General features: G+C 63.3%; 22 protein-coding genes and 1 pseudogene. 12 read left to right on the forward strand and 11 right to left on the reverse strand.

Annotated elements, in window-relative coordinates; translation table 11 throughout:
- Nucleotides 1-147: 147 nt before the first annotated feature.
- The 4 genes from AC0MAZ_RS05445 to gpmI all read right to left on the reverse strand — a co-directional run bounded on the left by AC0MAZ_RS05445 (nt 148) and on the right by gpmI (nt 5,547).
- Nucleotides 148-912, reverse strand: a complete 765-nt coding sequence (locus AC0MAZ_RS05445) for a divergent polysaccharide deacetylase family protein (protein ID WP_203648408.1) — start codon at nt 910-912, stop codon at nt 148-150.
- A 9-nt stretch (nt 913-921) separates the two neighbouring features.
- Nucleotides 922-2,238 (reverse strand): S41 family peptidase, encoded by a 1,317-nt coding sequence (locus tag AC0MAZ_RS05450; protein WP_475860518.1) that lies wholly within the window; start codon nt 2,236-2,238, stop codon nt 922-924.
- A 249-nt stretch (nt 2,239-2,487) separates the two neighbouring features.
- The gene (locus AC0MAZ_RS05455) at nt 2,488-3,786 is read right to left on the reverse strand and encodes a murein hydrolase activator EnvC family protein (RefSeq protein ID WP_203648406.1); all 1,299 of its coding nucleotides are present in this window, start codon (nt 3,784-3,786) and stop codon (nt 2,488-2,490) included.
- Between the two features lie 225 nt (nt 3,787-4,011).
- The gene (gene gpmI / locus AC0MAZ_RS05460; protein WP_475860521.1) at nt 4,012-5,547 is read right to left on the reverse strand and encodes a 2,3-bisphosphoglycerate-independent phosphoglycerate mutase; all 1,536 of its coding nucleotides are present in this window, start codon (nt 5,545-5,547) and stop codon (nt 4,012-4,014) included.
- A 206-nt stretch (nt 5,548-5,753) separates the two neighbouring features.
- Between gpmI and AC0MAZ_RS05465 the strand changes: the two genes are divergently transcribed.
- Genes AC0MAZ_RS05465 through secB form a run of 3 tightly spaced genes read left to right on the forward strand, consistent with a single transcriptional unit; the run spans nt 5,754 to nt 6,945 of the window.
- Nucleotides 5,754-6,167, forward strand: a complete 414-nt coding sequence (locus AC0MAZ_RS05465; RefSeq protein ID WP_028688411.1) for a rhodanese-like domain-containing protein — start codon at nt 5,754-5,756, stop codon at nt 6,165-6,167.
- Nucleotide 6,168: 1 nt separating this feature from the next.
- Nucleotides 6,169-6,423: a glutaredoxin 3 gene (gene grxC / locus AC0MAZ_RS05470; RefSeq protein WP_003249204.1), complete on the forward strand. Its 255-nt coding sequence runs from the start codon at nt 6,169-6,171 to the stop codon at nt 6,421-6,423.
- Between the two features lie 39 nt (nt 6,424-6,462).
- A complete protein-coding gene (gene secB / locus AC0MAZ_RS05475; protein WP_203648402.1) occupies nt 6,463-6,945 on the forward strand; it encodes a protein-export chaperone SecB in 483 nt (160 codons plus the stop codon).
- A gap of 310 nt (nt 6,946-7,255) precedes the next feature.
- On the opposite strand, the gene trmL is transcribed toward secB, so the two are convergent.
- Entirely contained in the window at nt 7,256-7,717 is a 462-nt protein-coding gene (trmL, locus tag AC0MAZ_RS05480; RefSeq protein ID WP_203648400.1) for a tRNA (uridine(34)/cytosine(34)/5-carboxymethylaminomethyluridine(34)-2'-O)-methyltransferase TrmL, read from the reverse strand.
- On the opposite strand from trmL, the gene AC0MAZ_RS05485 reads away from it, so the two are divergent.
- Complete coding sequence (locus AC0MAZ_RS05485; RefSeq protein ID WP_475860526.1) at nt 7,716-8,153, forward strand: hypothetical protein; 438 nt, start codon at nt 7,716-7,718, stop codon at nt 8,151-8,153. The genes trmL and AC0MAZ_RS05485 overlap by 2 nt on opposite strands.
- Nucleotides 8,154-8,420: 267 nt before the next feature.
- Nucleotides 8,421-9,284, forward strand: a complete 864-nt coding sequence (locus tag AC0MAZ_RS05490) for an RHS repeat-associated core domain-containing protein (protein ID WP_475860528.1) — start codon at nt 8,421-8,423, stop codon at nt 9,282-9,284.
- Between the two features lie 130 nt (nt 9,285-9,414).
- Here AC0MAZ_RS05490 and ntrC read toward each other — a convergent pair whose 3' ends face one another.
- From ntrC to glnA, 3 genes are all read right to left on the reverse strand, one after another.
- On the reverse strand, nt 9,415-10,851 hold the full coding sequence (gene ntrC / locus AC0MAZ_RS05495; protein WP_203648385.1) for a nitrogen regulation protein NR(I): 1,437 nt from the start codon (nt 10,849-10,851) through the stop codon (nt 9,415-9,417).
- Entirely contained in the window at nt 10,848-11,933 is a 1,086-nt protein-coding gene (gene glnL, locus AC0MAZ_RS05500) for a nitrogen regulation protein NR(II) (protein WP_110735235.1), read from the reverse strand. The genes ntrC and glnL overlap by 4 nt, the downstream gene beginning before the upstream one ends.
- A gap of 394 nt (nt 11,934-12,327) precedes the next feature.
- Nucleotides 12,328-13,734 (reverse strand): type I glutamate--ammonia ligase, encoded by a 1,407-nt coding sequence (glnA, locus tag AC0MAZ_RS05505; protein ID WP_203648383.1) that lies wholly within the window; start codon nt 13,732-13,734, stop codon nt 12,328-12,330.
- Between the two features lie 491 nt (nt 13,735-14,225).
- Between glnA and thiI the strand changes: the two genes are divergently transcribed.
- On the forward strand, nt 14,226-15,680 hold the full coding sequence (thiI, locus tag AC0MAZ_RS05510; protein ID WP_475860532.1) for a tRNA uracil 4-sulfurtransferase ThiI: 1,455 nt from the start codon (nt 14,226-14,228) through the stop codon (nt 15,678-15,680).
- A gap of 127 nt (nt 15,681-15,807) precedes the next feature.
- Nucleotides 15,808-17,628, forward strand: a complete 1,821-nt coding sequence (gene typA / locus AC0MAZ_RS05515) for a translational GTPase TypA (protein WP_203648379.1) — start codon at nt 15,808-15,810, stop codon at nt 17,626-17,628.
- A gap of 200 nt (nt 17,629-17,828) precedes the next feature.
- On the opposite strand, the gene AC0MAZ_RS05520 is transcribed toward typA, so the two are convergent.
- Complete coding sequence (locus AC0MAZ_RS05520) at nt 17,829-18,233, reverse strand: YkgJ family cysteine cluster protein (protein ID WP_203648377.1); 405 nt, start codon at nt 18,231-18,233, stop codon at nt 17,829-17,831.
- Between the two features lie 198 nt (nt 18,234-18,431).
- Here AC0MAZ_RS05520 and AC0MAZ_RS05525 point away from each other — a divergent pair, with 198 nt between their 5' ends.
- The 3 genes from AC0MAZ_RS05525 to AC0MAZ_RS05535 all read left to right on the forward strand — a co-directional run bounded on the left by AC0MAZ_RS05525 (nt 18,432) and on the right by AC0MAZ_RS05535 (nt 22,752).
- Complete coding sequence (locus AC0MAZ_RS05525; protein ID WP_475860535.1) at nt 18,432-20,897, forward strand: glycogen/starch/alpha-glucan phosphorylase; 2,466 nt, start codon at nt 18,432-18,434, stop codon at nt 20,895-20,897.
- A 244-nt stretch (nt 20,898-21,141) separates the two neighbouring features.
- On the forward strand, nt 21,142-22,152 hold the full coding sequence (locus tag AC0MAZ_RS05530; protein WP_203648374.1) for a class 1 fructose-bisphosphatase: 1,011 nt from the start codon (nt 21,142-21,144) through the stop codon (nt 22,150-22,152).
- A gap of 3 nt (nt 22,153-22,155) precedes the next feature.
- Complete coding sequence (locus AC0MAZ_RS05535; RefSeq protein WP_110735218.1) at nt 22,156-22,752, forward strand: DUF924 family protein; 597 nt, start codon at nt 22,156-22,158, stop codon at nt 22,750-22,752.
- A gap of 122 nt (nt 22,753-22,874) precedes the next feature.
- On the opposite strand, the gene AC0MAZ_RS05540 is transcribed toward AC0MAZ_RS05535, so the two are convergent.
- Both AC0MAZ_RS05540 and AC0MAZ_RS05545 read right to left on the reverse strand, forming a co-directional pair.
- A complete protein-coding gene (locus tag AC0MAZ_RS05540) occupies nt 22,875-23,705 on the reverse strand; it encodes a methyl-accepting chemotaxis protein (protein WP_374119860.1) in 831 nt (276 codons plus the stop codon).
- A 72-nt stretch (nt 23,706-23,777) separates the two neighbouring features.
- Nucleotides 23,778-24,767 (reverse strand): annotated as a pseudogene (locus AC0MAZ_RS05545) (cache domain-containing protein); the annotation flags it as partial.
- 223 nt (nt 24,768-24,990) lie between these two features.
- Here AC0MAZ_RS05545 and bamE point away from each other — a divergent pair.
- Together bamE and AC0MAZ_RS05555 are read left to right on the forward strand one after the other, a co-directional pair.
- Nucleotides 24,991-25,245, forward strand: a complete 255-nt coding sequence (gene bamE, locus AC0MAZ_RS05550) for an outer membrane protein assembly factor BamE domain-containing protein (protein WP_028688397.1) — start codon at nt 24,991-24,993, stop codon at nt 25,243-25,245.
- Nucleotides 25,242-25,814 (forward strand): lipocalin family protein, encoded by a 573-nt coding sequence (locus AC0MAZ_RS05555; protein ID WP_203648371.1) that lies wholly within the window; start codon nt 25,242-25,244, stop codon nt 25,812-25,814. The genes bamE and AC0MAZ_RS05555 overlap by 4 nt, the downstream gene beginning before the upstream one ends.
- Nucleotides 25,815-25,956: the final 142 nt, after the last annotated feature.

Raw genomic sequence — 25,956 nt, forward strand, 5'->3', positions numbered from 1 at the left:
TTATGGATATGCGCGGTACGTTGGCTGTGGCGGCATAGGTATCACCAGCGTGGGAGCGGGCTTGGCCCGCGATGCCCTGCCAGCACCGGCCTAGCCGGTGATCGCGGGGCTAGCCCGCTCCCACGTTGGTCTGGATCGGGCGACGCCTCAGCGATTGCTGTAGCGACCCTGGTGACCATGGGCGGGCATGGCCTGATTGCCGCGTTCGGCGATCATCTGCGGTAGACCGATCAACTCGATGCCCTGGGCCTTGAGTCGGGGGATTTCACGGGCCAGTACCTCAAGCGTCTGCGGGTAGGGGTGGCCGATCAGTACCGCAGAGCCTTGTTTGCGGGCCTGGGCGATACCCAGCTGCAATTGTCCGCTGATCGCCTCCGTGGTGCGCACGTCATCGAGGAACACATCCCGTGAGACATGGGCCAAGCCCAATGCCTGGGCCTCTGCCGCCGCCACAGTGGCGGCGCTGGTGCGGCTGTCGACGAAGAACAGGTGGCGGCGTTGCAGCTCTTCCATCAGCCAGCGCATCGGTTCGCGCTGGGCGGTCATGCGGCTGCCCATGTGGTTGTTGATACCCGCGACGTAAGGCACCTTGGCCAAGGCAGCGTCCAGGCGTCGGGCCAGCTCCTCGATCGGCGTGCCGGGGTGCCAGGCGTAGGGACCGGTGGCCGGGTCCATGGGCATGTGCAGGATCACCGTGCGTCCGGCCTTGTGGGCCTGGCGGGCGAACTCGGTGGCGTGCGGGGTGTCGGGCATGATCGCCATGGTGACCGGCCCGGGCAGGGCGAGGGTGCGGCTGTCACGCTCGCTGCTCTGTCCCAGGTCGTCGATGATGATGCTCATGTAGGCCTTGCCCGGCGCCGCCTGGGCGGTACCGAGCATGAGGCAGAACAGCGTGAACAGCAGGTAACGCATGGGAAGCGGTCAGTCGCCCTTGGTGATGTTCAGGCCCTTGAGCAGGCTGAGGGCCTGGCTGAGCTGGAAGTCGTTGTCCTGTGGGCGATCCTTGCGCTTGCTGCTGCCGCTTGGGCGGTCGGCACCGCCGTTGCCGTTGCCCAGGTGGCCCTGCAGGTCGGCTTCCTTGAAGTTGTCGTTGTCGGCCTCGGCGGTAAGCTTGGCCGGACGTACCTCGATGTCCGGGACGATGCCCTGGGCCTGGATCGAGCGGCCGTTGGGGGTGAAATACAGTGCGGTGGTGAGCTTCAGCGCACGGTCGTTGGCCAGCGGCAGCACGGTCTGCACCGAGCCCTTGCCGAAGCTGTCGGTGCCCATCAGCACGGCGCGTTTCTGGTCCTGCAGGGCGCCGGCGACGATTTCCGAGGCCGAGGCGCTGCCGCCGTTGATCAGCACCACCAGCGGCACGCCTTCGCTGGCGTCGGCCGGGTCGGCGGAGTAGCGCAGCTCGGAGTTGGCGATGCGGCCCTTGGTGTAGACGATCAGGCCCTTGGTGAGGAAGTGGTCGGCCACTTCCACCGCCGACTGCAGCACGCCGCCGGGGTTGTTGCGCAGGTCGAGGACCACGCCACGCAGCTTCTTGCCGTTGTCCTTGCGCAGCTTGGCCAGGGCCTTGCCTACCTCGTCGCCGGTCTTGACCTGGAACTGGGTGATGCGGATGTAACCGTAGTCGTTCTCCAGCAACTGGCTCTTGACGCTCTTGACCTGGATCACCGCGCGGGCCAGCGTCACGTCGAACGGCGTGCCGCCGTCGCGCACCAGGGTCAGGGTGATCTTCTCGCCGATCTTGCCGCGCATCTTGTCCACGGCCTCGGTCATGGTCTGGCCGCGGGTCGGCGCGCCGTTGATCTTGACGATCAGGTCGCCGGCCTCGATGCCGGCGCGGGAGGCCGGGGTGTCGTCGATGGGCGAGACCACCTTGACGAAGCCGTCTTCCATGCCCACTTCGATGCCCAGGCCGCCGAACTCGCCGCTGGTGCTTTCCTGCAGCTCCTGGAAATCCTCGGGGCCGAGGTAGGCAGAGTGTGGGTCGAGGTTGCTGAGCATGCCCTTGATGGCGTTCTCCAGCAGGGTCTTGTCGTCCACAGGCTCCACATAGGCGGCCTTGATGCGGTCCATGACCTCGGCGAAGGTGCGCAGCTCTTCAAGCGGCAGCGGCGCCTTGGCGGTCACCTCGGTGGCCGGCACCGCAGCCGGCTTGGCCGGCTCGGCAGCAACGGCCAGGGGCGCGCCGATGACCAGGGCGATGGTCAGGGCCAGCTGGGTGAGGCGAGGCGAGTGCAGCATGTCGAACGAACTCCTGATCCTGTTGGTGCTCCCGTCGGGAGCATCGGCGCCGCCGTTTCGTGGGCGGCGCCGTAAAAGTAGCATTATCCAGTGTCCTGTCTCGGAAATAAGCTGTTCACTTTTGGCGGCGTCTTGGGCGCCCGGCCGGCGTTGCCACTCCTCGCCATAGCCCTGCTATGACTCGTCGCGGCGCCTTGGCCGAACACCCAAGCCACTCGCCAAAAGAGAACGTATTTCCGAGACAGGACACTAGCCTCGGCACCATTGCGCAGGGTCGGTGGGCCGGCCCTGCTGGCGAATCGCGAAGTACAGGCCGGCGTTGTCCTGGCCACCGCTGTCGCCGACGGTGGAGATGGCATCGCCTGCCTTGACGATATCGCCGGCGCTCTTGAGCAGGCTCTGGTTGTGGCCGTAGAGGCTCAGGTAGCCATTACCATGGTCGAGGATGACCAGAAGTCCAGCGCCGCGCAACCAGTCGGCGAACACCACGCGCCCGCCGTGCACGGCGCGCACCTGGGTGCCGGCGCTGGCGCCGATCATCACTCCGTCCCATTTGGCCCGGGCGTCGCCGCCGCGGGTATCGCCGAAGCGTGCCAGCAATCGACCATTGACCGGCCATGGAAGTTTGCCCCGGGCCGCAGAAAAAGCGCCGCCGTAGCTGGCGCCATCGCTGGAAACCACCGGGCCGAGGGTGGTGCGGGCCTTTTTCGGCGCCTCCTCGGGCTCCTGGGCACGGGCTGCCGCAGCCAGGGCCTGCTCCTTGCGGCGTTTCTCTTCTTCCTGCCTGGCCAGCAGGGCGCGCTGGCGCGCCTCTTCGGCCTCGCGGGCCTGGCGGGCCAGGGTTTCCTCGATGGTCTTGAGCACCTTGCCCAGGTCGGCCTGGTCCTGCTCGCGGCTCTGCAGCTTCTGGTCGCGCTCTTTCATGTCGCTGTTGAGCTTGGCCAGCACCTGCTGGCGCTTGTCGCGCTCGGCCACGAGCGCCTGGCGGCGACCGTCGAGGTCGGCGCGTTGGGTCAGCAGCTGTTCCTGCTGGCGGGCGATGTCCTGCTCGACGTTGGCCAGCTGGCGCAGGGTCTCGTTGAAGGCGCGCAACTGGTCCATGCGCGCCTTGCTGAGGTAGTCGTAATAGGTGAGGGTGCGGGCGAACTTCTCGGGGTTCTGCTGGTTCAGCAGCAGCTTGAGGTATTCCTCGCGGCCATTGTTCTGGTAGGCCGAACGGGCCTGGATGGCAATCAGGCGTTGCTGTTCAACGCGGGCGCTCTGGAGTTTTTTTTTCTCGTGATCAAGGCGCTCCAGCTCGCCCTCGGTCTTTTTTAGTTCTTGCTGCAATGCCTCCACCTGTTTCTCGAGGCTGCCGATGTCGGTCTCGGTGGACTTGAGGTCTTTCTGCACGCCGGCTTTCTCCTCCTGAAGCTTGCCCAGCATCTTCTTCAGCTCGGCGATGTCCTGGCGGGTGGCGTCCAGCTGTTGCTGGGTCTGTGCGCGCTCGTCGGCGAAAGCCGGGGTGAGCAGGCATGACAGGGCTAGTAAGAAGAGGGCGCGGAGCATGGGGTTTGGCGTACCGGGGATGGAGACTGGCCTAGTATGCCCTTGCGGGCCTGCAAAAAAAACGCCCTGCGGCATGCGCGGCGGGGCGTTGGTCTGGAATTCAGGTATTTCGGGGCTGCTGCGCAGCCCTTTCGCGGCACAAGGCCGCTCCTACAGGTTATGTGCGATCACCTGTAGGAGCGGCCTTGTGCCGCGAAAGGGCCGCAAAGCGGCCCCGTACAAGCATCAAGCATCGACCAGGATCGAGGTGCCGGTCATCTCTACCGGCTTTTCCAGCCCCAGCAGCTTGAGCATGGTCGGCGCCACATCGGCCAGCACGCCGCCTTCGCGGACCTTGACCTGGCGCTTGCCGACATAGATGAACGGCACCGGCTCGCTGGTATGGGCGGTGTGCGCCTGGCCGGTGCACTCGTCTTCCATCTGCTCGACGTTGCCGTGGTCAGCGGTGATCAGCGCTTCGCCGCCGACCTTGTCCAGGGCTTCGACGATACGGCCGACGCAGATATCCAGGGCTTCGACGGCCTTGACCGCCGCTTCGAACACGCCAGTATGGCCGACCATGTCGCCGTTGGCATAGTTGACCACGATCACGTCATAACGCTGCTGCTCGATGGCCTCGACGATGCGGTCGGTGACCTCGGGAGCGTTCATTTCCGGCTGCAGGTCGTAGGTGGCGACCTTCGGCGACGGGATCAGGATGCGTTCTTCGCCTTCGAACGGCTCTTCGCGACCACCGGAGAAGAAGAAGGTGACATGGGCGTACTTCTCGGTCTCGGCGATGCGCAGCTGGGTCTTGCCGTTCTTCGCCAGGTATTCGCCCAGGACATTGTCCAGGCTGGACGGGGCAAACGCGGCAGGCGCCGGAATCTTCGCCGAATACTGGGTCAGGCCGATGTACGCCGCCAGCTTGGGCAGGCGTGCGCGTGGGAATTCGCTGAAGTCCGCTTCGACGAACGCACGGGACAGCTCGCGGGCGCGGTCGGCGCGGAAATTCATGAAGATGACCGCGTCGCCATCCTCGACCTTGACCGCCTCGCCGATGCGCGTGGCCTTGACGAACTCGTCGTTCTCCTCGCGGGCGTAGGCGGCTTGCAGGCCGGCGAGAGCGCTGTCGGCGGTATATTCGGCGGTGCTGTCGACGATCAGGTTGTAGGCGGCTTGTACGCGATCCCAGCGGTTGTCGCGGTCCATGGCGTAGTAGCGGCCGATCAGGCTGGCGATGCGGCCCTTGCCCAGGCGGGCGAAGGTGGCGTCGAGCAGTTCGATGGACGACTGGGCGCTGCGCGGCGGGGTGTCGCGGCCGTCGAGGAAGGCGTGCAGGTAGATCTTCTCGGCGCCACGCTGCGCGGCCAGCTCGGCCATGGCGATCAGGTGGTCCTGGTGGCTGTGCACGCCGCCGTCGGAGAGCAGGCCGAGGATGTGCACGGCCTTGCCGGCGCCGACGGCCTTGTCCACCGCGCCGCCGAGCACGGGGTTCTCGAAGAATTCGCCGTCACGGATGGCCTTGGTCACCCGGGTGAAGTCCTGGTACACCACGCGGCCGGCGCCGAGGTTCATGTGACCGACTTCGGAGTTGCCCATCTGCCCGTCGGGCAGCCCCACGTCCATGCCGGAGCCGGAGATCAGGCCATGCGGCTGGGTGGCGCGCAGGCGGTCGTAGACCGGCGTGTTGGCAGCGAAGATGGCGTTGTATTCGGGGCTTTCGCTGTGACCGAAGCCATCCAGGATGATCAGGACCAGGGGTTTAGGCGTACTCGTCATCAATCAAACTCACGGTTGTTCAAAGATGATAAAGACACGCATTTTAGGGCAAATCCGCCAGCGACGGCGAATATTCCTCCCCTTGCCCGACAGGCGCGGTCAGGCATGCAACATGAAGACGCGTTTGCCGCCAGCCCGGTGGGCTTTGGCGGTCATGGGGCGCTGTGTATACTGGCCGCCATTTTCAATCGCCTGGAACACCCCTGATGGTTGCTCACCTGATTCAATTCGCGACAGATCACTACATCCTGGTGGCCATTTTCGTCGTCCTGCTGGTCCTGCTGCTGATCAACGAAGTCCGCCGTGGCGGCCAGAGCCTGAGCAACGGCCAGCTGACCGCCCTGGTCAACGCCGACAAGGCCGTGGTGATCGATATTCGTACCGCCAAGGAATACTCGGCCGGGCATATCGTCGGTGCGCTGAACATTCCCCAGGACAAAGTCGCCGGCCGCATGAGCGAGCTGGAAAAACACAAAGAGAAGACCCTGATCGTCGTCGACGCGATGGGCCAGCAGTCCGGCACCCTGTGCCGCGAGCTGCTCAAGGCTGGTTACACCGCCGCCAAGCTCAGCGGTGGCGTTTCCAGCTGGAAAGCCGATAACCTGCCCCTGGTGAAGTGATATGAAGCCCGTCATCGTCTATTCCAGCGACTACTGCCCCTACTGCATGCGCGCCAAGTACCTGCTCGAGAGCAAGGGCGTGGCGTTCGAGGAGATCAAGGTCGACGGCAAGCCCCAGGTTCGCGCCGAAATGAGCCAGAAGGCCGGCCGTACCTCGGTGCCGCAGATCTGGATCGGCAGCACGCACGTCGGTGGATGCGATGACCTCTATGCCCTGGAGCGCGCGGGCAAGCTCGACGCGCTGCTGGCGGCCTGATTCGCACTGCATTCAAGAACATTAGGAAAAGGATCTGCCATGACCGAGCAACAGACCAACGGCGCCACTGACGCCACCGCTCCACAATTCTCCCTGCAGCGCATCTACGTGCGCGATCTGTCGTTCGAGGCCCCGAAAAGCCCGCAGATCTTCCGCCAGCAGTGGGAGCCGAGCGTCTCGCTGGACCTGAACACCCGTCAGAAAGCCCTGGAAGGCGACTTCCACGAAGTCGTGCTGACCCTGTCGGTGACCGTCAAGAATGGTGACGAAGTGGCCTTCATCGCCGAAGTGCAGCAGGCTGGCATCTTCCTGATCGCCAATCTGGACGCGTCCTCGATGAGCCACACCCTCGGCGCGTTCTGCCCGAACATCCTGTTCCCGTACGCCCGCGAGACCCTGGACAGCCTGGTGACCCGTGGCTCGTTCCCGGCGCTGATGCTGTCGCCGGTCAACTTCGACGCCCTGTACGCGCAAGAGATGCAGCGCATGCAGGAAGCCGGTGAAGTGCCGACCGTGCAGTGATTGCTGCGGGTAAAGAAAAGGCGACCTTCGTGGTCGCCTTTTTCATGGTGTGTCGCCTGCCCCGGCCCTTTCGCGGGTAAACCCGCTCCCACAGGATTTATGCTGCTCTCAGCAATCACACAGTACCTGTGCTCCCACAGGATTTATGCTGCTCTCAGCAATCACACAGTACCTGTGCTCCCAAAGGATTTGTGCTGTTCTCAGCAACCACACAATATCTGTGCACCCACAGGTAATGTGCTGCTCTTGGCAACCCCGCAATACCTGTGGGAGCGGGCTTGCCCGCGAAAGGGCCGGTACAGGCAGCGCATCAGCTACCGGCAAACCCCTGCTGCCGCCACGCCTCGTACACTGTCACCGCCACGGTATTGGACAGGTTCAGGCTCCGGCACCCCGGCCGCATCGGCAGGCGCAGGCGCTGCTCGGGGGCCAGGCTGTCCAGCACCTCGGCCGGCAGGCCACGGCTTTCAGGCCCGAACAGGAAGGCGTCGCCAGGCTGGTACTCGACCTCGTGAAACGGGTGCGAGCCCTTGGTGGTAAAGGCGAACAGCCTTGGCTGATTCAGGCTTTCCAGGCAGTCGGCCAGGCTTTGGTGACGCTTGAGCGTGGCATACTCGTGGTAGTCCAGCCCTGCCCGGCGCAGGCGCTTGTCGTCCAGTTCGAAGCCGATCGGCTCGATCAGGTGCAGGTCGCAGCCGCTGTTGGCGCACAGGCGGATGATGTTGCCGGTATTCGGCGGAATTTCTGGTTGAAAAAGGATGACGTGAAACATGCACGGCTCCAAGCATGAAGATGACGGGCATTCTACCCCCGAACCCGACCTGCGTTCGAAGGCCTTCCCGCGGGTGATCCTGTCGCTGGCCCTTGTCGGGCTGATGGTCGGCATGATGATCGGGCGCCTGACCACCCCGGAAGAGCGGGTGCTCGAGCAGGTGCAGGTGGTGCAGGATGGCCTGGACCTGTGGTTCAACGAAGAGCCCAGGCTGCATGGCGAGAACGTCCAGGGCACCGTGGCCATCGTGTTCGAGGCCCAGGGCAAGGTACAGCGTGGCCAGCTGAGCCTGCAGGGCAAGCCGGTGGGCTGGCGCCTGCAGAAGAGCGAGGAAGGGCTGGTGCTGACCGTGGTGGCCGCACGCCCCCTGCGTGGCGAGTGGAACGCGACGGAGGAGGCGGGGCGCTGGCGGGTGCAGGTGAGGCTGCACGAATAAAAGAGGGGATTTCCCGGCCTGCCTGTACCGAGGTCCCCAAAACTGGAGGTACTGAGTACTTAGCAGGGAGCGTGCCAGGTCTTAAAGGGCCATGAATGTGGCGTTATAGCCATTTTTCCAGGGCTTTTGAAGGCTAATCTGCCTTGTGCTGGTGCATGCGGCACAGCAACGGTGCAACTGGGACCTGATAGTTTTGCCAGTTTCGGCCAGTGTCAGCCTTGGTTAACGTTCTGCTTATGAACCATGGTCCTGTGGGAGGGATTGTTCATGAGCCTGTACTTGCCGATGCTCGATCACCAGCGATCATCTTTCGGGGGGCGTACCTACTCCAGGGCGTATACGCCATATGGTGCCGCTGCTTTTGTAGAAGGCCCAATTCTCGGGTTCTGCGGGCAACTCTGGGAGCGGCCGATGGGTATCTATCAGCTGGGCAACGGCTACCGTTGCTATTCTCCAACCGCATTGCGCTTCCTGTCCCCGGACCAATTGAGCCCGTTTGGTGATGGAGGGCTCAATGCCTATGGTTACTGTGCGGGTGATCCGGTCAACAAATGGGATCTCAGTGGTGGTGTATGGGAGCCGATATTTGGAGGCATCATGGGTATTATCGGCACGGCGGAAACAGCAACTAGCCTGGCCGCAAATATCAAGCTCAGAAAGAGTATAAAAGCGCAGAAAGCTACTTCCAACGACCCTGCCGTCCTGAATACTGTGGAGCCCACCAGAACACGTATTTTGCAGGAGAAGATAGCAATAGGCTTGGCCGGTGGGGCCACTGCGAGTGCCGTGGCTACTTTGAGTGGTGTGCCTTTGGCGGCACCGGTAGGAATTGTCCTTGCAGGTGGATCTTTTGGCGCCTGGGCTCTGGATAAGGTGGCAGCTCGGCGTGAAAATAAGCGACGTGAAAACCCATTGAATTTCCTGGGGCGCTCGGCAGGGACCCGCGAGAACCAGATCATTGGCGCGTTCAAGGTTGTGCAGCGTTCTATTAACGATGATCTTGAACGCATGCAGGCTCAAAGGCGAACTCTTTGGGGACCAATCCACCAGGAAATGCGGAGTAAGGTCGTAATGGGTTCTGACTACGATGTACTTCTGGACGTCGTTAACGAGACGAGGGAAAAGAATTGACAGCCCAGTCTCACTCGTATGTTTGATTTGCTGTGGTGGTGAGGCGGTGTGCCAGGTGGTGCTGGGCTACAGAAGCCAAGAGTGAAGATCATGCCAGGCCCTTCATACGGGCCTGGCGTACACATGCCCGTCAGTGATCTTCATTGTCGTCCTCTTCCCCTCCATCCACCTTCATCCCCAATTCCTTGATCTTGCGCGTCAAGGTATTACGCCCCCACCCCAGCAACAAGGCCGCATCACGACGCCGCCCGGCCGTATGCTTGAGCGCGGTCTCGATCATGATCCGCTCGAAGCTCGGCACAGCGCTGTCGAGCAAACTTGACTGGCCGCGGGCCAGGGCCTGGTCAGCCCACTGACGCAAGGCCTGCTCCCAGTTGGTCACCGGCGCGGCGTCCTGGGGCAGGTTGAGCAGTTCCGGCGGCAGGTCGCCGACCAGCACTTCGCGGCTGGAGGCCATCACCGTGATCCAGCGGCAGGTGTTCTCCAGCTGGCGCACGTTGCCCGGCCACGGCAGGTTGCGGATGAACTCCTCGGTCTCGGGCTTGAGCAGCTTGGGCTCCACCGCCAGCTCCTGGGCAGCGCGGCCGAGGAAGTGGCGGGCCAGGGCCGGGATGTCCTCGCGCCGATCCGCCAGGCGCGGGATATGGATGCGGATCACGTTGAGGCGGTGGAACAGGTCTTCACGGAACTTGCCGGCCTGCACCAGCGACTCGAGGTTCTGGTGGGTGGCGGCGATGATGCGCACATCCACCTTCACCGGCACATGGCCGCCGACCCGGTAGAACTCGCCATCGGCCAGCACCCGCAGCAGGCGGGTCTGGGTGTCGGCGGGCATGTCGCCGATCTCGTCGAGGAACAGCGTGCCGCCGTCGGCCTGCTCGAAACGGCCGCGACGCAGGTTGGCGGCGCCGGTGAAGGCGCCTTTCTCATGGCCGAACAGCTCGGATTCCATCAGGTCCTTGGGGATCGCCGCCATGTTCAGGGCGATGAACGGCGACGCCGCACGCGGGCTGTGGCGGTGCAAGGCGTGGGCCACCAGCTCTTTACCCGTGCCGGACTCACCGTTGATCAGCACGGTGATATTGGAGTGGCTGAGGCGACCGATGGCGCGGAATACCTCCTGCATCGCCGGCGCCTCGCCGATGATCTCGGGCGTGCGGGCCAGCGCCTGGGGCACTTCCAGGGCTTGCTGCTCCTGGGCATGCTGGTTGGCGCGCTTGACCAGCGACACCGCCTCGTCGACATCGAACGGCTTGGGCAGGTACTCGAAGGCGCCGCCCTGGTACGAGGCCACGGCGCTGTCCAGGTCGGAGTGAGCGGTCATGATGATCACCGGCAACCCCGGGTGCTGCTCGCGGATCTGGGCCAGCAGGTCGAGGCCGCTGGCGCCCGGCATGCGGATGTCCGAGATGATCACGTCCGGCTGCTGGCGGGCCAGGCGGCCCATGACGCCGTCGGCGCTGTCGAAGCTCTGGGTGGTCATGCCTTCCTGCTGCAGGGCCTTTTCCAGGACCCAGCGGATGGAACGATCATCATCGACGATCCAGACGGTTTCACTTCGGCTCATGGGGCGGTGGCTCCTTGTTCCAGGGGCAGGTAGATCGAGAAGGTGGTGTGGCCGGGGTGGCTTTCGCACTCGATCAGGCCCTGGTGCTGGCTGATGATGTTCTGGGTGATGGCCAGGCCCAGCCCGGTACCGTCCGGACGGCCGCTGACCATGGGATAGAAGAGGGTGTCCTGCAGTTCCGCTGGGATGCCGGGGCCGTTGTCGACGATCTCGATCCTGGCGACCAGGCGGTGGCGCACATGGCCGATGGTGAACTGGCGCACGGCGCGGCTGCGCAGGGTGATGCGGCCCAGGCGCAGCTCGTTCTGCCCGCCGATGGCCTGCATGGCGTTGCGCACGATGTTGAGCACGGCCTGGATCATCTGCTCACGGTCGATCAGCACGTCCGGCAGGCTCGGGTCATAGTCGCGCACCAAGGTGATGCAGCCCTGGCTCTCGGCCTCGACCAGGCTGCACACGCGCTCGAGCACTTCGTGGATGTTGGTCATGGCCAACGACGGCAGCTTGTTCGAGCCGAGCATGCGGTCGACCAGGTTACGCAGACGGTCGGCTTCCTCGATGATCACGTTGGTGTAGTCGCGCAGGCTTTCTTCCGGCAGTTCACGGGCCAGCAACTGGGCCGCGCCACGAATGCCGCCGAGAGGGTTCTTGATCTCGTGGGCCAGGCCGCGCACCAGCATCTTGGTGGTCTCCTGCTTGCTCAGCTGGGCCTCTTCCTTGGTGATGCGCAGCAGCCGGTCGCGAGGATGCACCTCCAGCAACAGCAGGGTCTGGCCCAGATGCAGGATGGGGGTCACGGCATAGTCGACGGTGATGGTCTGGCCGGTCAGCGAGGTCAGCTGCGCTTCACGCTTGGTGAACGGGTGCGCCTGCTCGACCGCCTGGCGCAGTGAATTGAGCGCCTCGGTCGATTCGGTGAACAGCTCGCTGATGAACTGCCCGTGGCTGCGCTGGCCGCTGACGGCCAGCAGCATCTCCGCCGCCGGGTTCATGTACTCCAGGCGCAGTTCGGCATTGAGCAGCAGCGTGGCCGTGGTCAGGTTGTCCAGAAGCAGACGGTGCTGTGCATCGCTGATGGTCATGGGGCGTCGTTGACCTCTTTTGGCACATGGGCTGGCGCGGGTGGTGCGCTTGGTACCGTGAAAATGCAAGAAACAAACCAAGGCTCCGAAAAGAAGCGAGAAACCCGGATAAACACCTGTTATTGCGCAAATTCGGAACAGAAAGTCCAGGTTAAACGTTTCACTTGAACCATATTGGGGGGCATCACGGGGCATGCCCGAAAATAGTGCACCAATATAGAGCATAGCCCGGAGGGTGAGGTTTTGATTTTGGCTGGGAGCCAATGGCCTCCGCGCGGGTGAGCCCGCTCCCACAGAGGGCGTGCGGTTTGCCCGCGAGGGATTCGATACGGAAATGAAAACGGCCTCCCGAGGGAGGCCGTCCTGATGTCATCGACGCGGGGCGCCGATCAGATCAGCAGCTGTAGTACAGCTCGTATTCCAGCGGGTGTACGAAGGTGCGGACCTTGATCTCTTCTTCGCTCTTCAGTTCGATGAAGGCATCGATGAAGTCGTCGGAGAACACGCCGCCCTTGGTCAGGAACGCACGGCCCTTGTCCAGCTCTTCCAGGGCTTCCTTCAGGCTGCCGCACACCTGCGGGATGTCCTTCGCCTCTTCAGGCGGCAGGTCGTACAGGTTCTTGTCGGCGGCATCGCCTGGGTGGATCTTGTTCTGGATGCCGTCCAGGCCGGCCATCAGCAAGGCCGCGAAGGCCAGGTACGGGTTGGCCGATGGGTCCGGGAAGCGTGCTTCGATACGGCGGGCTTTCGGGCTGCCGACGTAAGGAATACGGATCGAGGCGGAACGGTTGCGCGCCGAGTAGGCCAGCATCACCGGGGCTTCGAAACCTGGGACCAGACGCTTGTAGGAGTTGGTCGACGGGTTGGTGAAGCCGTTCAGGGCCTTGCCGTGCTTGATGATGCCGCCGATGAAGTACAGGGCGGTATCGGACAGGCCGGCATAGCCTTCGCCGGAGAAGGTGTTCTTGCCGTCTTTCCAGATCGACATGTGCACGTGCATGCCCGAGCCGTTGTCGCCGTACAGAGGCTTGGGCATGAAGGTGGCGGTACGGCCGTAAGCGTCGGCAACGTTGTGCACGACGTACTTCAGGGCCTGTACTTCGTCAGCTTTCTTCACCAGGGTGTTGAACTTGACGCCGATCTCGTTCTGGCCGGCGGTCGCCACTTCGTGGTGGTGGACTTCGACGGTCTGGCCCATTTCTTCCAGGGCGTTGCACATGGCGGTGCGGATTTCGTGGTCGTGGTCGAACGGCGGAACCGGGAAGTAACCGCCTTTCACGCCCGGACGGTGGCCTTTGTTGCCGCCTTCGACGTCAGCGCCGGTCATCCACGAGCCTTGCTCGGAGAAGATCTTGAACATCGAGCCGGAAATGTCCGACTGGAACTTCACTTCGTCGAAGATGAAGAACTCAGGCTCGGGGCCGGCGAACACGGTGTCACCGATGCCGGTGCTCTTCAGGTACTCTTCGGCGCGCTTGGCGATGCCGCGCGGGTCGCGATCGTAGCCCTGCATGCTCGACGGATCGACGATATCGCAGGTGATGATCAGGGTCGGCTCTTCGGTGAACGGGTCCAGCACGGCGGTGTCGTCGACCGGCATCAGGATCATGTCGGAGGCTTCGATGCCTTTCCAGCCAGCGATGGAGGAACCGTCGAACATCTTGCCGACTTCGAAGAAGTCTTCGTCCAGGCCATCGCGCGCCGGCATGGTCACGTGATGCTGAACGCCCTTGGTGTCCGTGAAACGCAGATCAATCCACTTGACGTCATGATCTTTGATGAGTTGAACCGACTTCGACATGTTGTCCTCCGGATGGTCTAGGGCGCAGTTGGCCGCTGCCCTGGAAAAAGGGTGTCGCTGGGCGCGGATAGTCGGCCAAGCGTACCTGCCTCACAAGGGAGCAAATTGCATGCCAGTGCCCAAAAATGGCGAGGGCGGGATGAAAGGGGGCGTTGGCGGGCATTTGCGAGGTTGTGGGATGGAAAGAATGCACCCTTAAAAGGCACTTTTTGAATGTTAAGCACTATTTTGGTGCACGCCTGAGGCCTTGTGCTGCTTTCGGGGGCCCTTTCGCGGGCAAGCCCGCTCCCACAGGATCTTCACTGGCTTCAATGATTGTGCGATCCCTGTGGGAGCGGGTTTACCCGCGAAAGGGCCGGTACAGGTGCTGCACAAGCCCCCTGCTGCATTCATCGCAAAGCTTCTGATCAAAAGTTGCTCAAACCTTGAGCGATTTCCGCTATAATTCGCGCCCCCTATTTTCGGCAGGCCCTGCGCGCGCTGTTAAACCAATGAAACTTATCGTCAAAGTCTTCCCAGAGATCACCATCAAGAGCCGGCCGGTGCGCAAGCGCTTCATCCGCCAGCTCGCCAAGAACATCCGCAACGTGCTCAAGGATCTGGATCCCGAGCTCGCGGTTGATGGTGTCTGGGACAACCTCGAGGTGGTGACCCGCGTCGAGGACGAGAAGATCCAGCGCGAGATGATCGAGCGCCTGTCCTGCACCCCGGGTATCACCCACTTCCTGCAGGTCGAGGAATACCCGCTGGGCGACTTCGACGACATCGTCGCCAAGTGCAAGCACCACTTCGGCCACCTGCTGGCCGGTAAGTACTTCGCCGTGCGCTGCAAACGCGGTGGTCACCACGACTTCACCTCGATGGACGTCGACCGCTACGTCGGCAGCCAGCTGCGCCAGCAGTGCGGCGCCGCCGGCATCGAGCTGAAGAAGCCAGAGGTGCTGGTGCGCATCGAGATCCGCGACCAGCGCCTGTACGTGATCCACAACCAGCACAACGGCATCGGTGGTTATCCGCTGGGTGCCCTGGAGCAGACCCTGGTGCTGATGTCCGGTGGCTTCGACTCCACCGTGGCGGCCTATCAGATGATGCGCCGCGGCCTGATGACCCACTTCTGCTTCTTCAACCTCGGCGGTCGCGCTCACGAACTGGGTGTGATGGAAGTGGCCCACTTCCTGTGGAAGAAGTACGGCAGCAGCCAGCGCGTGCTGTTCATCAGCGTGCCGTTCGAGGAAGTGGTCGGCGAGATCCTCAACAAGGTCGACAACAGCTACATGGGCGTCACGCTCAAGCGCATGATGCTGCGCGCGGCTGCGCGCATGGCCGACCGCCTGCAGATCGACGCCCTGGTGACCGGCGAGGCGATTTCCCAAGTGTCCAGCCAGACATTGCCGAACCTGTCGATCATCGACTCGGCCACCGACAAGCTGGTGCTGCGCCCGCTGCTGGCCAGCCACAAGCAGGACATCATCGACCAGGCTACCGAGATCGGCACCGCCGATTTCGCCAAGCACATGCCCGAGTACTGCGGCGTGATCTCGGTGAACCCGACCACCCATGCCAAGCGTCACCGCATGGAGCACGAAGAGAAGCAATTCGAGATGGAAGTGCTGGAGCGTGCCCTGGAGCGCGCCAGGTTCATTTCCATCGACCACGTGATCGATGAACTGGGCAAGGACATCGAAGTCGAGGAAGTGGCCGAGGCGCTGCCAGGCCAGATCGTCATCGACATTCGTCACCCTGATGCCCAGGAAGACGAACCCCTGGCGCTGGATGGTATCGAAGTCCAAGCCATGCCGTTCTATGCGATCAACAGCAAGTTCAAGCATCTGGATCCCACGCGCCAGTACTTGCTGTATTGCGACAAGGGTGTGATGAGCCGTCTGCACGCACACCACCTGCTCAGTGAGGGACATGCCAATGTGCGTGTTTATCGTCCGACATAAGACGCCAGGGCTGTATGGCGGCAGCATCCGCCATCGCCCTCCCGACCGCCGGGCCCGCTGAGCCTTAAACAGTACATATTGGCCGCCTACACTGGCGGCAACCGAATCCTCTGATCGAGATACAGTTGTGATCGAAAATCTGCGTAACATCGCCATCATCGCCCACGTTGACCATGGTAAAACCACCCTGGTCGACAAACTCCTGCGCCAGTCCGGCACCCTGGAGCGTAACGAGCTCAACGACGAGCGCGTCATGGACTCCAACGACCAGGAAAAAGAGCGCGGCATTACCATTCTGGCGAAAAACACCGCCATCAACTGGAACGGCTACCACATCAACATCGTCGACACCCCCGGCCACGCCGACTTCGGTGGCGAGGTTGAGCGTGTAATGTCGATGGTCGACTCCGTGCTGCTGCTGGTCGACGCGCAAGACGGCCCGATGCCGCAAACCCGCTTCGTGACCAAGAAGGCCTTCGAAGCCGGCCTGAAGCCGATCGTCGTGATCAACAAGGTCGACCGTCCGGGCGCGCGTCCTGACTGGGTTCTGGACCAGATCTTCGACCTGTTCGACAACCTCGGCGCCACCGACGAACAGCTGGACTTCAAAGTCGTCTACGCCTCGGCCCTGAACGGCATCGCCGGCCTGGACCACACCGCCATGGGCGAAGACATGACCGCCCTGTACCAGTCGATCGTCGACAACGTACCGGCGCCGGATGTTGACCGTGAAGGCTCGTTCCAGATGCAGATCTCCGCACTGGACTACAACAGCTTCCTCGGCGTTATCGGTGTTGGCCGTATCGCCCGCGGTCGCGTCAAGCCGAACACCCCGGTTGTCGCCATCGACACCAACGGCAAGAAGCGTAACGGCCGTATCCTGAAACTGATGGGTCACCACGGTCTGCACCGTGTGGACGTCGAAGAAGCCCAGGCTGGCGACATCGTCTGCATCAGCGGTTTCGACGAGCTGTTCATCTCCGACACCCTGTGCGCCCCGGATGCGGTAGAAGCGATGAAGCCGCTGACCGTTGACGAGCCAACTGTTTCGATGACCTTCCAGGTCAACGACTCGCCGTTCTGCGGTAAAGAAGGCAAGTTCGTCACCAGCCGTAACATCAAGGACCGTCTGGACAAGGAGCTGCTGTACAACGTTGCCCTGCGCGTTCAGGAAACCGATTCCCCTGACAAGTTCAAGGTATCGGGCCGTGGTGAGCTGCACCTGTCGGTACTGATCGAAACCATGCGCCGTGAAGGCTTCGAGATGGCCGTAGGCCGTCCTGAAGTGATCATCCGCGAAGTCGACGGCGTCAAGCAGGAGCCGTTCGAGAACGTCACCATCGACATCCCTGAGGAATCCCAGGGCAAGGTCATGGAAGAGATGGGCCTGCGTAAAGGCGACCTGACCAACATGGTTCCGGATGGCAAGGGCCGTGTGCGCCTGGAATACAACATTCCAGCCCGTGGTCTGATCGGTTTCCGTAACCAGTTCCTGACCCTGACCAACGGTGCAGGCATCCTGACCTCGATCTTCGATCGCTACGACACCATGAAGTCGGGCCAGATGTCCGGCCGCCTGAACGGTGTCCTGGTTTCGGTCGAGACCGGCAAGGCCCTGACCTACTCGCTGGAAACCCTGCAGGCTCGCGGCAAGCTGTTCGTTGAGCACGGCCAGGAGATCTACAACGGTCAGATCATCGGCCTGAACAGCCGTGACAACGACCTGGGCGTGAACCCGACCAAAGGCAAGAAGCTCGACAACATGCGTGCTTCGGGCAAGGACGAAGTCATCGCCCTGGTTCCGCCGGTTCGCCACACCCTCGAGCAGGCCCTGGAATTCATCCAGGACGACGAGCTGTGCGAAGTCACGCCGAAGTCGATCCGTCTGCGCAAGAAGATCCTCGACGAAGGCGAGCGTACCCGCGCTGCCAAGAAAGCCAAGAACTGAGTCATTAGTTCAGGCTGAATGAAAACGCCCCCGGTCGAAAGGCCGGGGGCGTTTTTGTTTGCCTTCAGAATTCAGGGGCCGCTTTGCGGCCCTTTCGCGGCACAAGGCCGCTCCTACAGGAGATCGCGGTCCCCTGTAGGAGCGGCCTTGTGCCGCGATGGGCTGCAAAGCAGCCCCAGAATTTCAAAGGTAAAGCAGGATCAGCGGGTAGCCACCTTGGGCTTGTACGCACAATACCCCGGCCGCGGCCCGATCTTCGGGTGATTGCGGCAGGTGTCCGGGCGCTTGTCATAAATGGTGCACAGCCGGCTCTTGCGGTCCAGATACATGCAGTCGTCGTTGCTCATCCGGGTCAGGGTGAAGATCCCCGACTTCTGGTTGAAACGCTCGATGATGCCTTCCTTCTGCAGGCGTTTGGCCACGTTTTTCGGGGGTTCGTCTTTTTCGAACTCGTCCACCACGCCGATGCGGATCAGATCCTTGATCTTCACCTCCACCGGCAGGGTGCAGCAGGTCGAGTGGCAGCCACCGCACATGTGGCTGGCATAGCGCTGCCAGGTCTCCAGGCGGTCGACTTCGGCGGCGGCGATCAGGGTCGGTTTCATGGTTGCGGTTTTATTCTTGCAAGGGAAATCACGGTTTTGGGGCGCGCGATGATACCGGAGTTGTTCAATTTGTGAACAACCTTTTGCCGGTTTCGCCAGCGGTGGATGAAAACCGCGAACCGTCGCTGTCGCTCCGTGTCAGAGCGTCTAGGCTGAACAATCTCCCTGCGCTTTCGCCCATTTGCCCGAGGATGCCTCATGTCCCAGGAAACCGAAGCCCGTGACGAAAAGGACCATAGTGCAGAGGTGGCGGCCTTTCGCGCCGCCGTGCTGGCCAAGCTGACCTACGCGGTCGGCAAGGACCCGGAACACGCTTTCGACCACGACTGGTTCGAGGCCATCGCCCTGGCCGCCCGCGACCACATGGTCGATCACTGGATGGACCATACCCGGCGGGCCTACCGACGCAGCCAGAAGCGTGTCTATTACCTCTCCCTCGAATTCCTCATCGGCCGCTTGCTGTACGACAGCCTGAGCAACCTCGGCTACCTGGAGATCGCCCGTGAGGCGTTGCAGGGGTTGGACGTGGACCTTGAGCGCATCCGCCTGCTCGAGCCCGATGCGGCGCTGGGCAATGGCGGCCTCGGGCGCCTGGCGGCGTGCTTCATGGAGAGCATGTCGACTTTGGGCATCGCCGCCCATGGTTACGGCATCCGCTACGAGCATGGCCTGTTCCGCCAGGCGGTAGTCGATGGCTGGCAGCAGGAGCAGACCGAGAACTGGCTGGATTTCGGCAACCCCTGGGAGTTCGAGCGCGCCGAGGTGATCTATCCGATCAGCTTCGGCGGCAGTGTCGAAACCGTGCACGAGGGCAATGGGCAGCAGCGCCAGGTCTGGTGGCCGGGCGAGACGGTGCGGGCGGTGGCCTACGACACACCGGTGGTCGGTTGGCGCGGCGCCAGCGTCAACACCCTGCGCCTATGGAGGGCCCGGGCGTTGGAAGAACTGCACCTGGAGCGCTTCAACGCCGGCGACCACCTGGGCGCAGTGGCCGAGGTGGCCCGCGCCGAGAGCATCTCGCGGGTGCTGTACCCGGCCGACAGCACCGAGGCCGGCCAGGAGCTACGCCTGCGCCAGGAATACTTCTTCGTCTCGGCCTCGCTGCAGGACCTGTTGCGCCGCCACCTGAACATGCATAAAGACCTGCTCAACCTGCCGGATGCCGCAGCGATCCAGCTCAACGACACCCACCCGTCGATCGCCGTGGCCGAGTTGATGCGCCTGTTGGTGGACCAGCACGAAATCCCCTGGGACAAAGCCTGGGAGCTGACCGTCGGAACCCTGGCCTACACCAACCACACCCTACTGCCCGAGGCCCTGGAAACCTGGCCGGTGGCGCTGATGGAGCGCATGCTGCCGCGGCATATGCAGATCATCTACCTGATCAACGCCTACCATATCGATGCCTTGCGGGCCAAAGGCCTGCACGACTTCGATGTGCTGCGCGCGGTGTCGCTGATCGAGGAGGACAACGGTCGCCGGGTACGCATGGGCAACCTGGCGTTTCTCGGCTCGCACAGCGTCAACGGCGTGTCGGCGCTGCACAGCAAACTGATGAAGAGCACGGTGTTCGCCGAACTGCACAAGCTTTACCCGCAACGGATCAACAACAAGACCAACGGCATCACCTTCCGTCGCTGGCTGTACCAGTCCAACCCGCAGCTCACGGCGATGCTGATCGAGGCGTTGGGCCCGCAGGTGCTGGACGACCCGGAAGGCAAGCTCAAGGGGCTGGCGCCTTTTGCCGACAAGGCCACCTTCCGCAAGCAATTCGCCGCCCAGCGCCTGCACAGCAAGCGCGCATTGGCCAGCATCATTCAGGACCGGCTGGGGGTGACAGTCAATCCGCAGGCGCTGTTCGACGTCCAGGTCAAGCGCATCCACGAGTACAAGCGCCAGCTGCTCAACCTGTTGCATACGGTGGCGCTGTACCAGGCGATGCGCAATGACCCCGGGACCGACTGGGTACCGCGGGTGAAGATCTTCGCCGGCAAGGCGGCGGCCAGCTACCACCAGGCCAAGCTGATCATCAAGCTGGCCAACGACATCGCCCGGGTGGTCAACAACGACCCCACGGTGCGTGACCAGCTCAAGGTGGTGTTCCTGCCCAACTACAACGTCAGCCTGGCCGAGAGCATCATCCCGGCGGCGGACCTGTCCGAGCAGATCTCCACTGCTGGCTATGAGGCGTCCGGTACCAGCAACATGAAGTTCGGCCTCAATGGCGCGCTGACCATCGGCACCCTGGATGGCGCCAATGTCGAGATGTGCGAGCAGGTGGGCGCCGAAAACATGTTCATCTTCGGCCTGACCGCCCAGCAGGTGGAGGCGCGCAAGCGCAGCGGCGATTTCGGCGCCGCTGCGGCGGTTGCCGCCTCCCATCGGTTGGGCGATGTGCTGCAGGCGATCCGCAGCGGCGTGTTTTCGCCGGACGACCCGGCGCGCTACGCCGGGCTGGTGGACGGGCTGATCGCCTATGACCGCTTCCTGGTATGCGCCGACTTCGATGCCTACTGGGACGCCCAGCGGCGGGTCGAGGAGCTGTGGCACGCGCCGCAGGACTGGTGGCGCATGGCAGTGCTCAATACCGCGCGGATGGGCTGGTTCTCGTCGGATCGGACCATTCGTGAGTATGCGACCGAGATCTGGAAGGCGTTGGATTGAGGTGAGGCCATTCGCGGGTAAACCCGCTCCCACAGGGACCTCACAGGTTTCAAAGCCTGCGCAGTACCTGTGGGAGCGGGTTCACCCGCGAATTAGGCAGATGCCGACTATCGGCCTGGCGCGGGCTGAACTACCGACCTAATGTGCCGTCTGACAGCCCAGGCAAGTCTCTTTGCTCGCTAGCCCGCAACTCTCCCTGTAAACTGCGGGGGTTTTTCTCCCCCTATTCCTTTCGGAGCCTTACATGTCCCGCGTTACCCTGAGTCGCTATCTGATTGAGCAGACCCGCAGCAACAATACCCCTGCCGATCTGCGCTTCCTGATCGAGGTGGTGGCGCGTGCGTGCAAGGAGATCAGCCACCACGTGTCCAAGGGCGCCCTGGGCGGCGTGCTGGGCAGCATGGGCACCGAAAACGTGCAGGGCGAAGTGCAGAAGAAGCTCGACGTGATCTCCAACGACATCCTGCTCGAGGCCAACGAGTGGGGCGGCCACCTGGCCGGCATGGCGTCCGAGGAAATGGACAACGCCTACCAGATCCCGGGCAAATACCCGAAAGGCGCCTACCTGCTGGTCTTTGACCCGCTGGACGGTTCGTCGAACATCGACGTCAACGTTTCGGTCGGCACCATCTTCTCGGTACTGCGTTGCCCTAACCAGTACCTGAGCCAGAACGAAAGCCTGAACGAAGAAGCGTTCCTGCAGCCAGGCACCGAGCAGGTCGCCGCCGGTTACGCCATCTACGGCCCGCAGACCATGCTGATCCTGACCCTGGGCAACGGCGTCAAGGGCTTCACCCTGGACCGCGAGCTGGGCAGCTTCGTCCTGACCCACGAGAACATCCGCGTTCCGGAAACCACCGCCGAGTTCGCCATCAACATGTCCAACCAGCGTCACTGGGAAGCCCCGGTGCAGCGCTACGTGGGCGAGCTGCTGGCCGGCGAGACCGGTCCGCTGAAGAAGAACTACAACATGCGCTGGATCGCCTCGATGGTGGCCGACGTGCACCGCATCCTGACCCGTGGCGGCCTGTTCATGTACCCGCGCGACGCCCGTGAGCCGAGCAAGCCGGGCAAGCTGCGCCTGATGTACGAAGCCAACCCGATGTCCTTCATCATCGAACAGGCCGGCGGCGCGTCCACCAACGGTTACGAGCGCATCCTCGACATCAAGCCGGAGAGCCTGCACCAGCGCGTGTCGGTGATCCTCGGCTCGAAGGAAGAGGTCGAGCGCGTCACCGCCTACCACAAGGAGTAAGTCATGCTCGCACCTTGGCAGCCGTTGCTGGAGTGGTGGTTCGGTTGGGGCAGCAGTGCCCAGGCCGTGGCTGACGAGAAGAACACGCTGTGGTTCGGCAAGCACCATGACGCCGAAGCCCAGGCCCAGTTCGGCCACCTGGTCGAGCAGGCCCTCTCGGGCGGGCTCGACGAGTGGCAGCAGAGCCCGCAGGGCTGGCTTGGCCTGCTGATCCTGCTGGATCAGTTGCCACGCATGATCCACCGCGACACGCCGCGCGCCTTCGAAGGCGATCGGCGGGCGCAGGTGGTGGCCATGCAGGGCCTGCAGAAGGGCTGGGACTACCAGTTGCTGCCGATCCAGCGGGTGTTCGTGCTGCTGGTGCTGGAGCACGCCGAGGTGCTGGACTGGCAGAACCTGTGTGTCGAGCGTTACCAGATGCTGCTGGCTGAACAGCCCGAGGCCAATCGCCGGTTGTTCGAAGGCTTCCTCGACTATGCCGAGCAGCACCAGCGGGTGATTGCCAGGTTCGGGCGCTTCCCGCACCGCAACCTGGTGCTTGAGCGGCCGAGTACCAGCGAGGAGATGGACTTCTTGCTGGAGCCTGGGTCCCGCTTCTGAATAGCCGGGCCTGCTGCGCAGGCCTTTCGCGGCACAAGGCCGCTCCTACAGGGAATCGCATCCCCCTGTAGGAGCGGCCTTGTGCCGCGATGGGCCGCAAAGCGGCCCCCAGGGCCTTCGAATCAGATCCTGAAACTCCCCACCAGATGCTTCAACCGCTCGACCTGATGCTCAAGGTCGGTGCAGGCACGCAACGTGCTCTGCAGGTTGTGCACCCCTTCCTGATTCAGCGTATTGATCTCGTTGATGTCGACATTGATCGACTCGACCACGGCCGTCTGCTCCTCGGTGGCGGTGGCCACCGACTGGTTCATGCCGTCGATCTCGCCGATGCGCTGGGTAACGCTGCCCAGGCGCTCGCCGGCCTGGTTGGCGATGCCCACGCTGCGATCGCTGTGCTGCTGGCTCTGGTTCATGGTGCTGACCGCCACCTGGGCGCCGGCCTGCAGCTCCTCGATCAGGCGCTGCACCTGCTGCGCTGAGTCCTGGGTACGGTGGGCCAGGTTGCGCACCTCGTCCGCGACCACCGCGAAGCCGCGCCCGGCCTCGCCGGCACGGGCGGCCTCGATGGCGGCGTTGAGCGCCAGCAGGTTGGTCTGCTGCGAGATGCCGCTGATCACATCGAGGATCTGGCCGATGTTCGCCGTGTGGTTGTTCAGCGTCTCGATATTGCCGCTGGCGTCGCTGATGCGCGCCGACAGCTGGTTCATCACGTCGATGGTCTCGCCGACCACCTGCTGGCCTTCCTCGGCCAGGCCGCGTGCGGCGCTGGAGTGCTGCGAGGCGAGGGCGGCGTTCTGGGCGATTTCCTGGGCGGCGGCGCCGAGCTGGTTGATCGCCGCGGCCACGCTGCTGGTGCGGCTGGATTGCTGGTCGGCGTTATGGATCGAGGCGTTGGAGGCGTTGACCACCTGGCTGGCCACGGCATTCACCTGGCCGGTGGCCGAGGCCACTTCGCGGATCGACTCGTGGATCCGCTCGACGAAGCGGTTGAACGACTGCGCCAGGCTGCCGAACTCGTCCTGGGCGTGGATGTTCAGGCGCCGGGTCAGGTCGCCCTCGCCCTCGGCGATGTCGCGCATGGCGCGGCCCATGACGTGCAGCGGCTCCATCAGCACGCGGATCAGCAGGCCGAGCAGGGCGATGATCACCACCACCGCGATCAGCGTCGCCACCACCGCCGAGGTGCGCAGCTCGCCGAGCATGGCGAAGGCCGCGTCCTGGTCCAGCACCAGCGCCACGTACCAGTCCGCCGACGGCACGCCGTCGACGTGGGTGAAGCTGATGAACTGCCGGCGGCCCTCGACCTCGACCTCTTTCAGGCCGCTGCCGATGCGCAGGTCGCTGCCGGGGTAGACATCGGCCAGGGTCTTGAGCGCCAGCTCGCCCTTGGGATGGATGAGCACCTTGCCTTCGCCGTTGACGATGAAGGCATGGCCGTGGCCGCCGAAGTCGAGGGTGTTGATCAGGTTGCTGATGGTCTGCAGGTCGGTGTCGACACCGCTCACGCCGATCATGCGCCCGCCCTGCTGCACCGGGGTGGCCAGGGTGATCACCAGCTTGCCGGCCGAGACCGAGATGTACGGCTCGGTGACGATGGTCTGGCCCGCCGCGCTGGCCGCCTTGTACCAGCCGCGCACGCGCGGGTCGTAGTCGGCGGCGCGGTTGCCCACCGGCACCGACTGCATGCTGCCGTCCTGGCCGCCGAAGTAGGTGAGGATGAAGTTGCCGCTGTACACCGGCAACGCCAGGATACGGTCGAGGCTGTTCTTGGTCGGGCCGTCGACGGCGATCTGCTGGGCCACCGAGCTCACCAGCTGGATGCGGCTGTCGAGCCAGGTGCGGATGTTGCCCGCGGTCAGGTTGCCCAGTGACTGCAACGTCGATTCAGTGTCGCTGCGCAGCGACTGGCGCTGCCGGTAGTCGTTGAACAGGACGAAGCAGGTGAAGGCGACGGCCACCACGAGGGCGGCGGCCAGCAGGATCTTGTGGCTGAACTTGAGGTTCTTGGTCATTTTTCTTGGAATCTGCGCACGGGCACGAAGGGGAGGGGTGCGGCAAAAGGCCACACCACCGCTCTATGTCGACGCGCAGGAATAAAACATTAATCGTTTGCGCGCCAGGCGACCAACGGCGCACAACGAAACCTGGACCGCCAGGGAACCGCGGAGCCTTTTTCCCTTCTAAGCTCCCTGCAGGCCCTCGTACCTGCGTATCCACCTCCAGGAGTGTCCCTTCATGTCGTTGCGTTCCCTCGCCCTGTTGTCCTTGTGCGTCGTCCTGACCGCCTGCAGCAAGATCAACCAGGAAAACTATTCCAAGCTCAAGGCCGGCATGAACAAGGCCGAGGTCGAGCAATTGCTCGGCTCGCCCAAGGAGTGCTCCGGGGCGCTGGGCATGAGCAGCTGCACCTGGGGTGACGAGAAGAGCTTCATCAGCGTGCAGTACGCGGCGGACAAGGTCCTGATGTATTCCGGGCAGGGCCTCAAATGAGGCGTCTGCACCTGCTGCTGGGCGTGTGCCTGGTGATGCTGCTGGGTGGCTGCGCCACCTCGGCCACCGACCCGCTGGCGCCGAAGACCGCAGGTGCGGTCGACCTCAAGCGTTACCAGGGCAAATGGTTCGAGCTGGCGCGCCTGCCTATGAAGTACCAGGATGGCTGCGCCCAATCCGAAGCCCACTACAATCTCAAGCCCGACGGCACGGTCGGCGTGCTCAATCGCTGCCGCACCATGGGCGACGAGTGGCTGCGCGCCGAAGGCCATGCCACGCCGCAGGAGGCCGGGCACACCGACAAGCTGTGGGTGGAGTTCGATAACTGGTTCACCCGCCTGGTGCCGGGCGTGGCCAAGGGCGACTACTGGATCCTGTTCGTCGATGAGCGCTACCGTACCGCGATTGTCGGCAGCCCGGATCGCAAGTACCTGTGGATTCTTTCGCGTACGCCTTCGCTGCCGGCCTGGGAGCGCGAGAACCTGCTGGCCAAGGCGCGGCAGCAGGGGTATGACACCAATCGGCTGATCTGGCGAGTGTCCGACAAGCAGATTGTTGCCAGGCATTGAGATCCAGGTGGTTGCGATCCCTGTAGGAGCGGCCTTGCGCCGCGAAAGGGCCGCAAAGCGGCCCCGGCGATCTTTGCGTCAACACTGAACCTGGGGCCGCTTCGCGGCCCTTTCGCGGCACAAGGCCGCTCCTACAGGGACC

This window comes from Pseudomonas sp. A, from assembly GCF_056270345.1.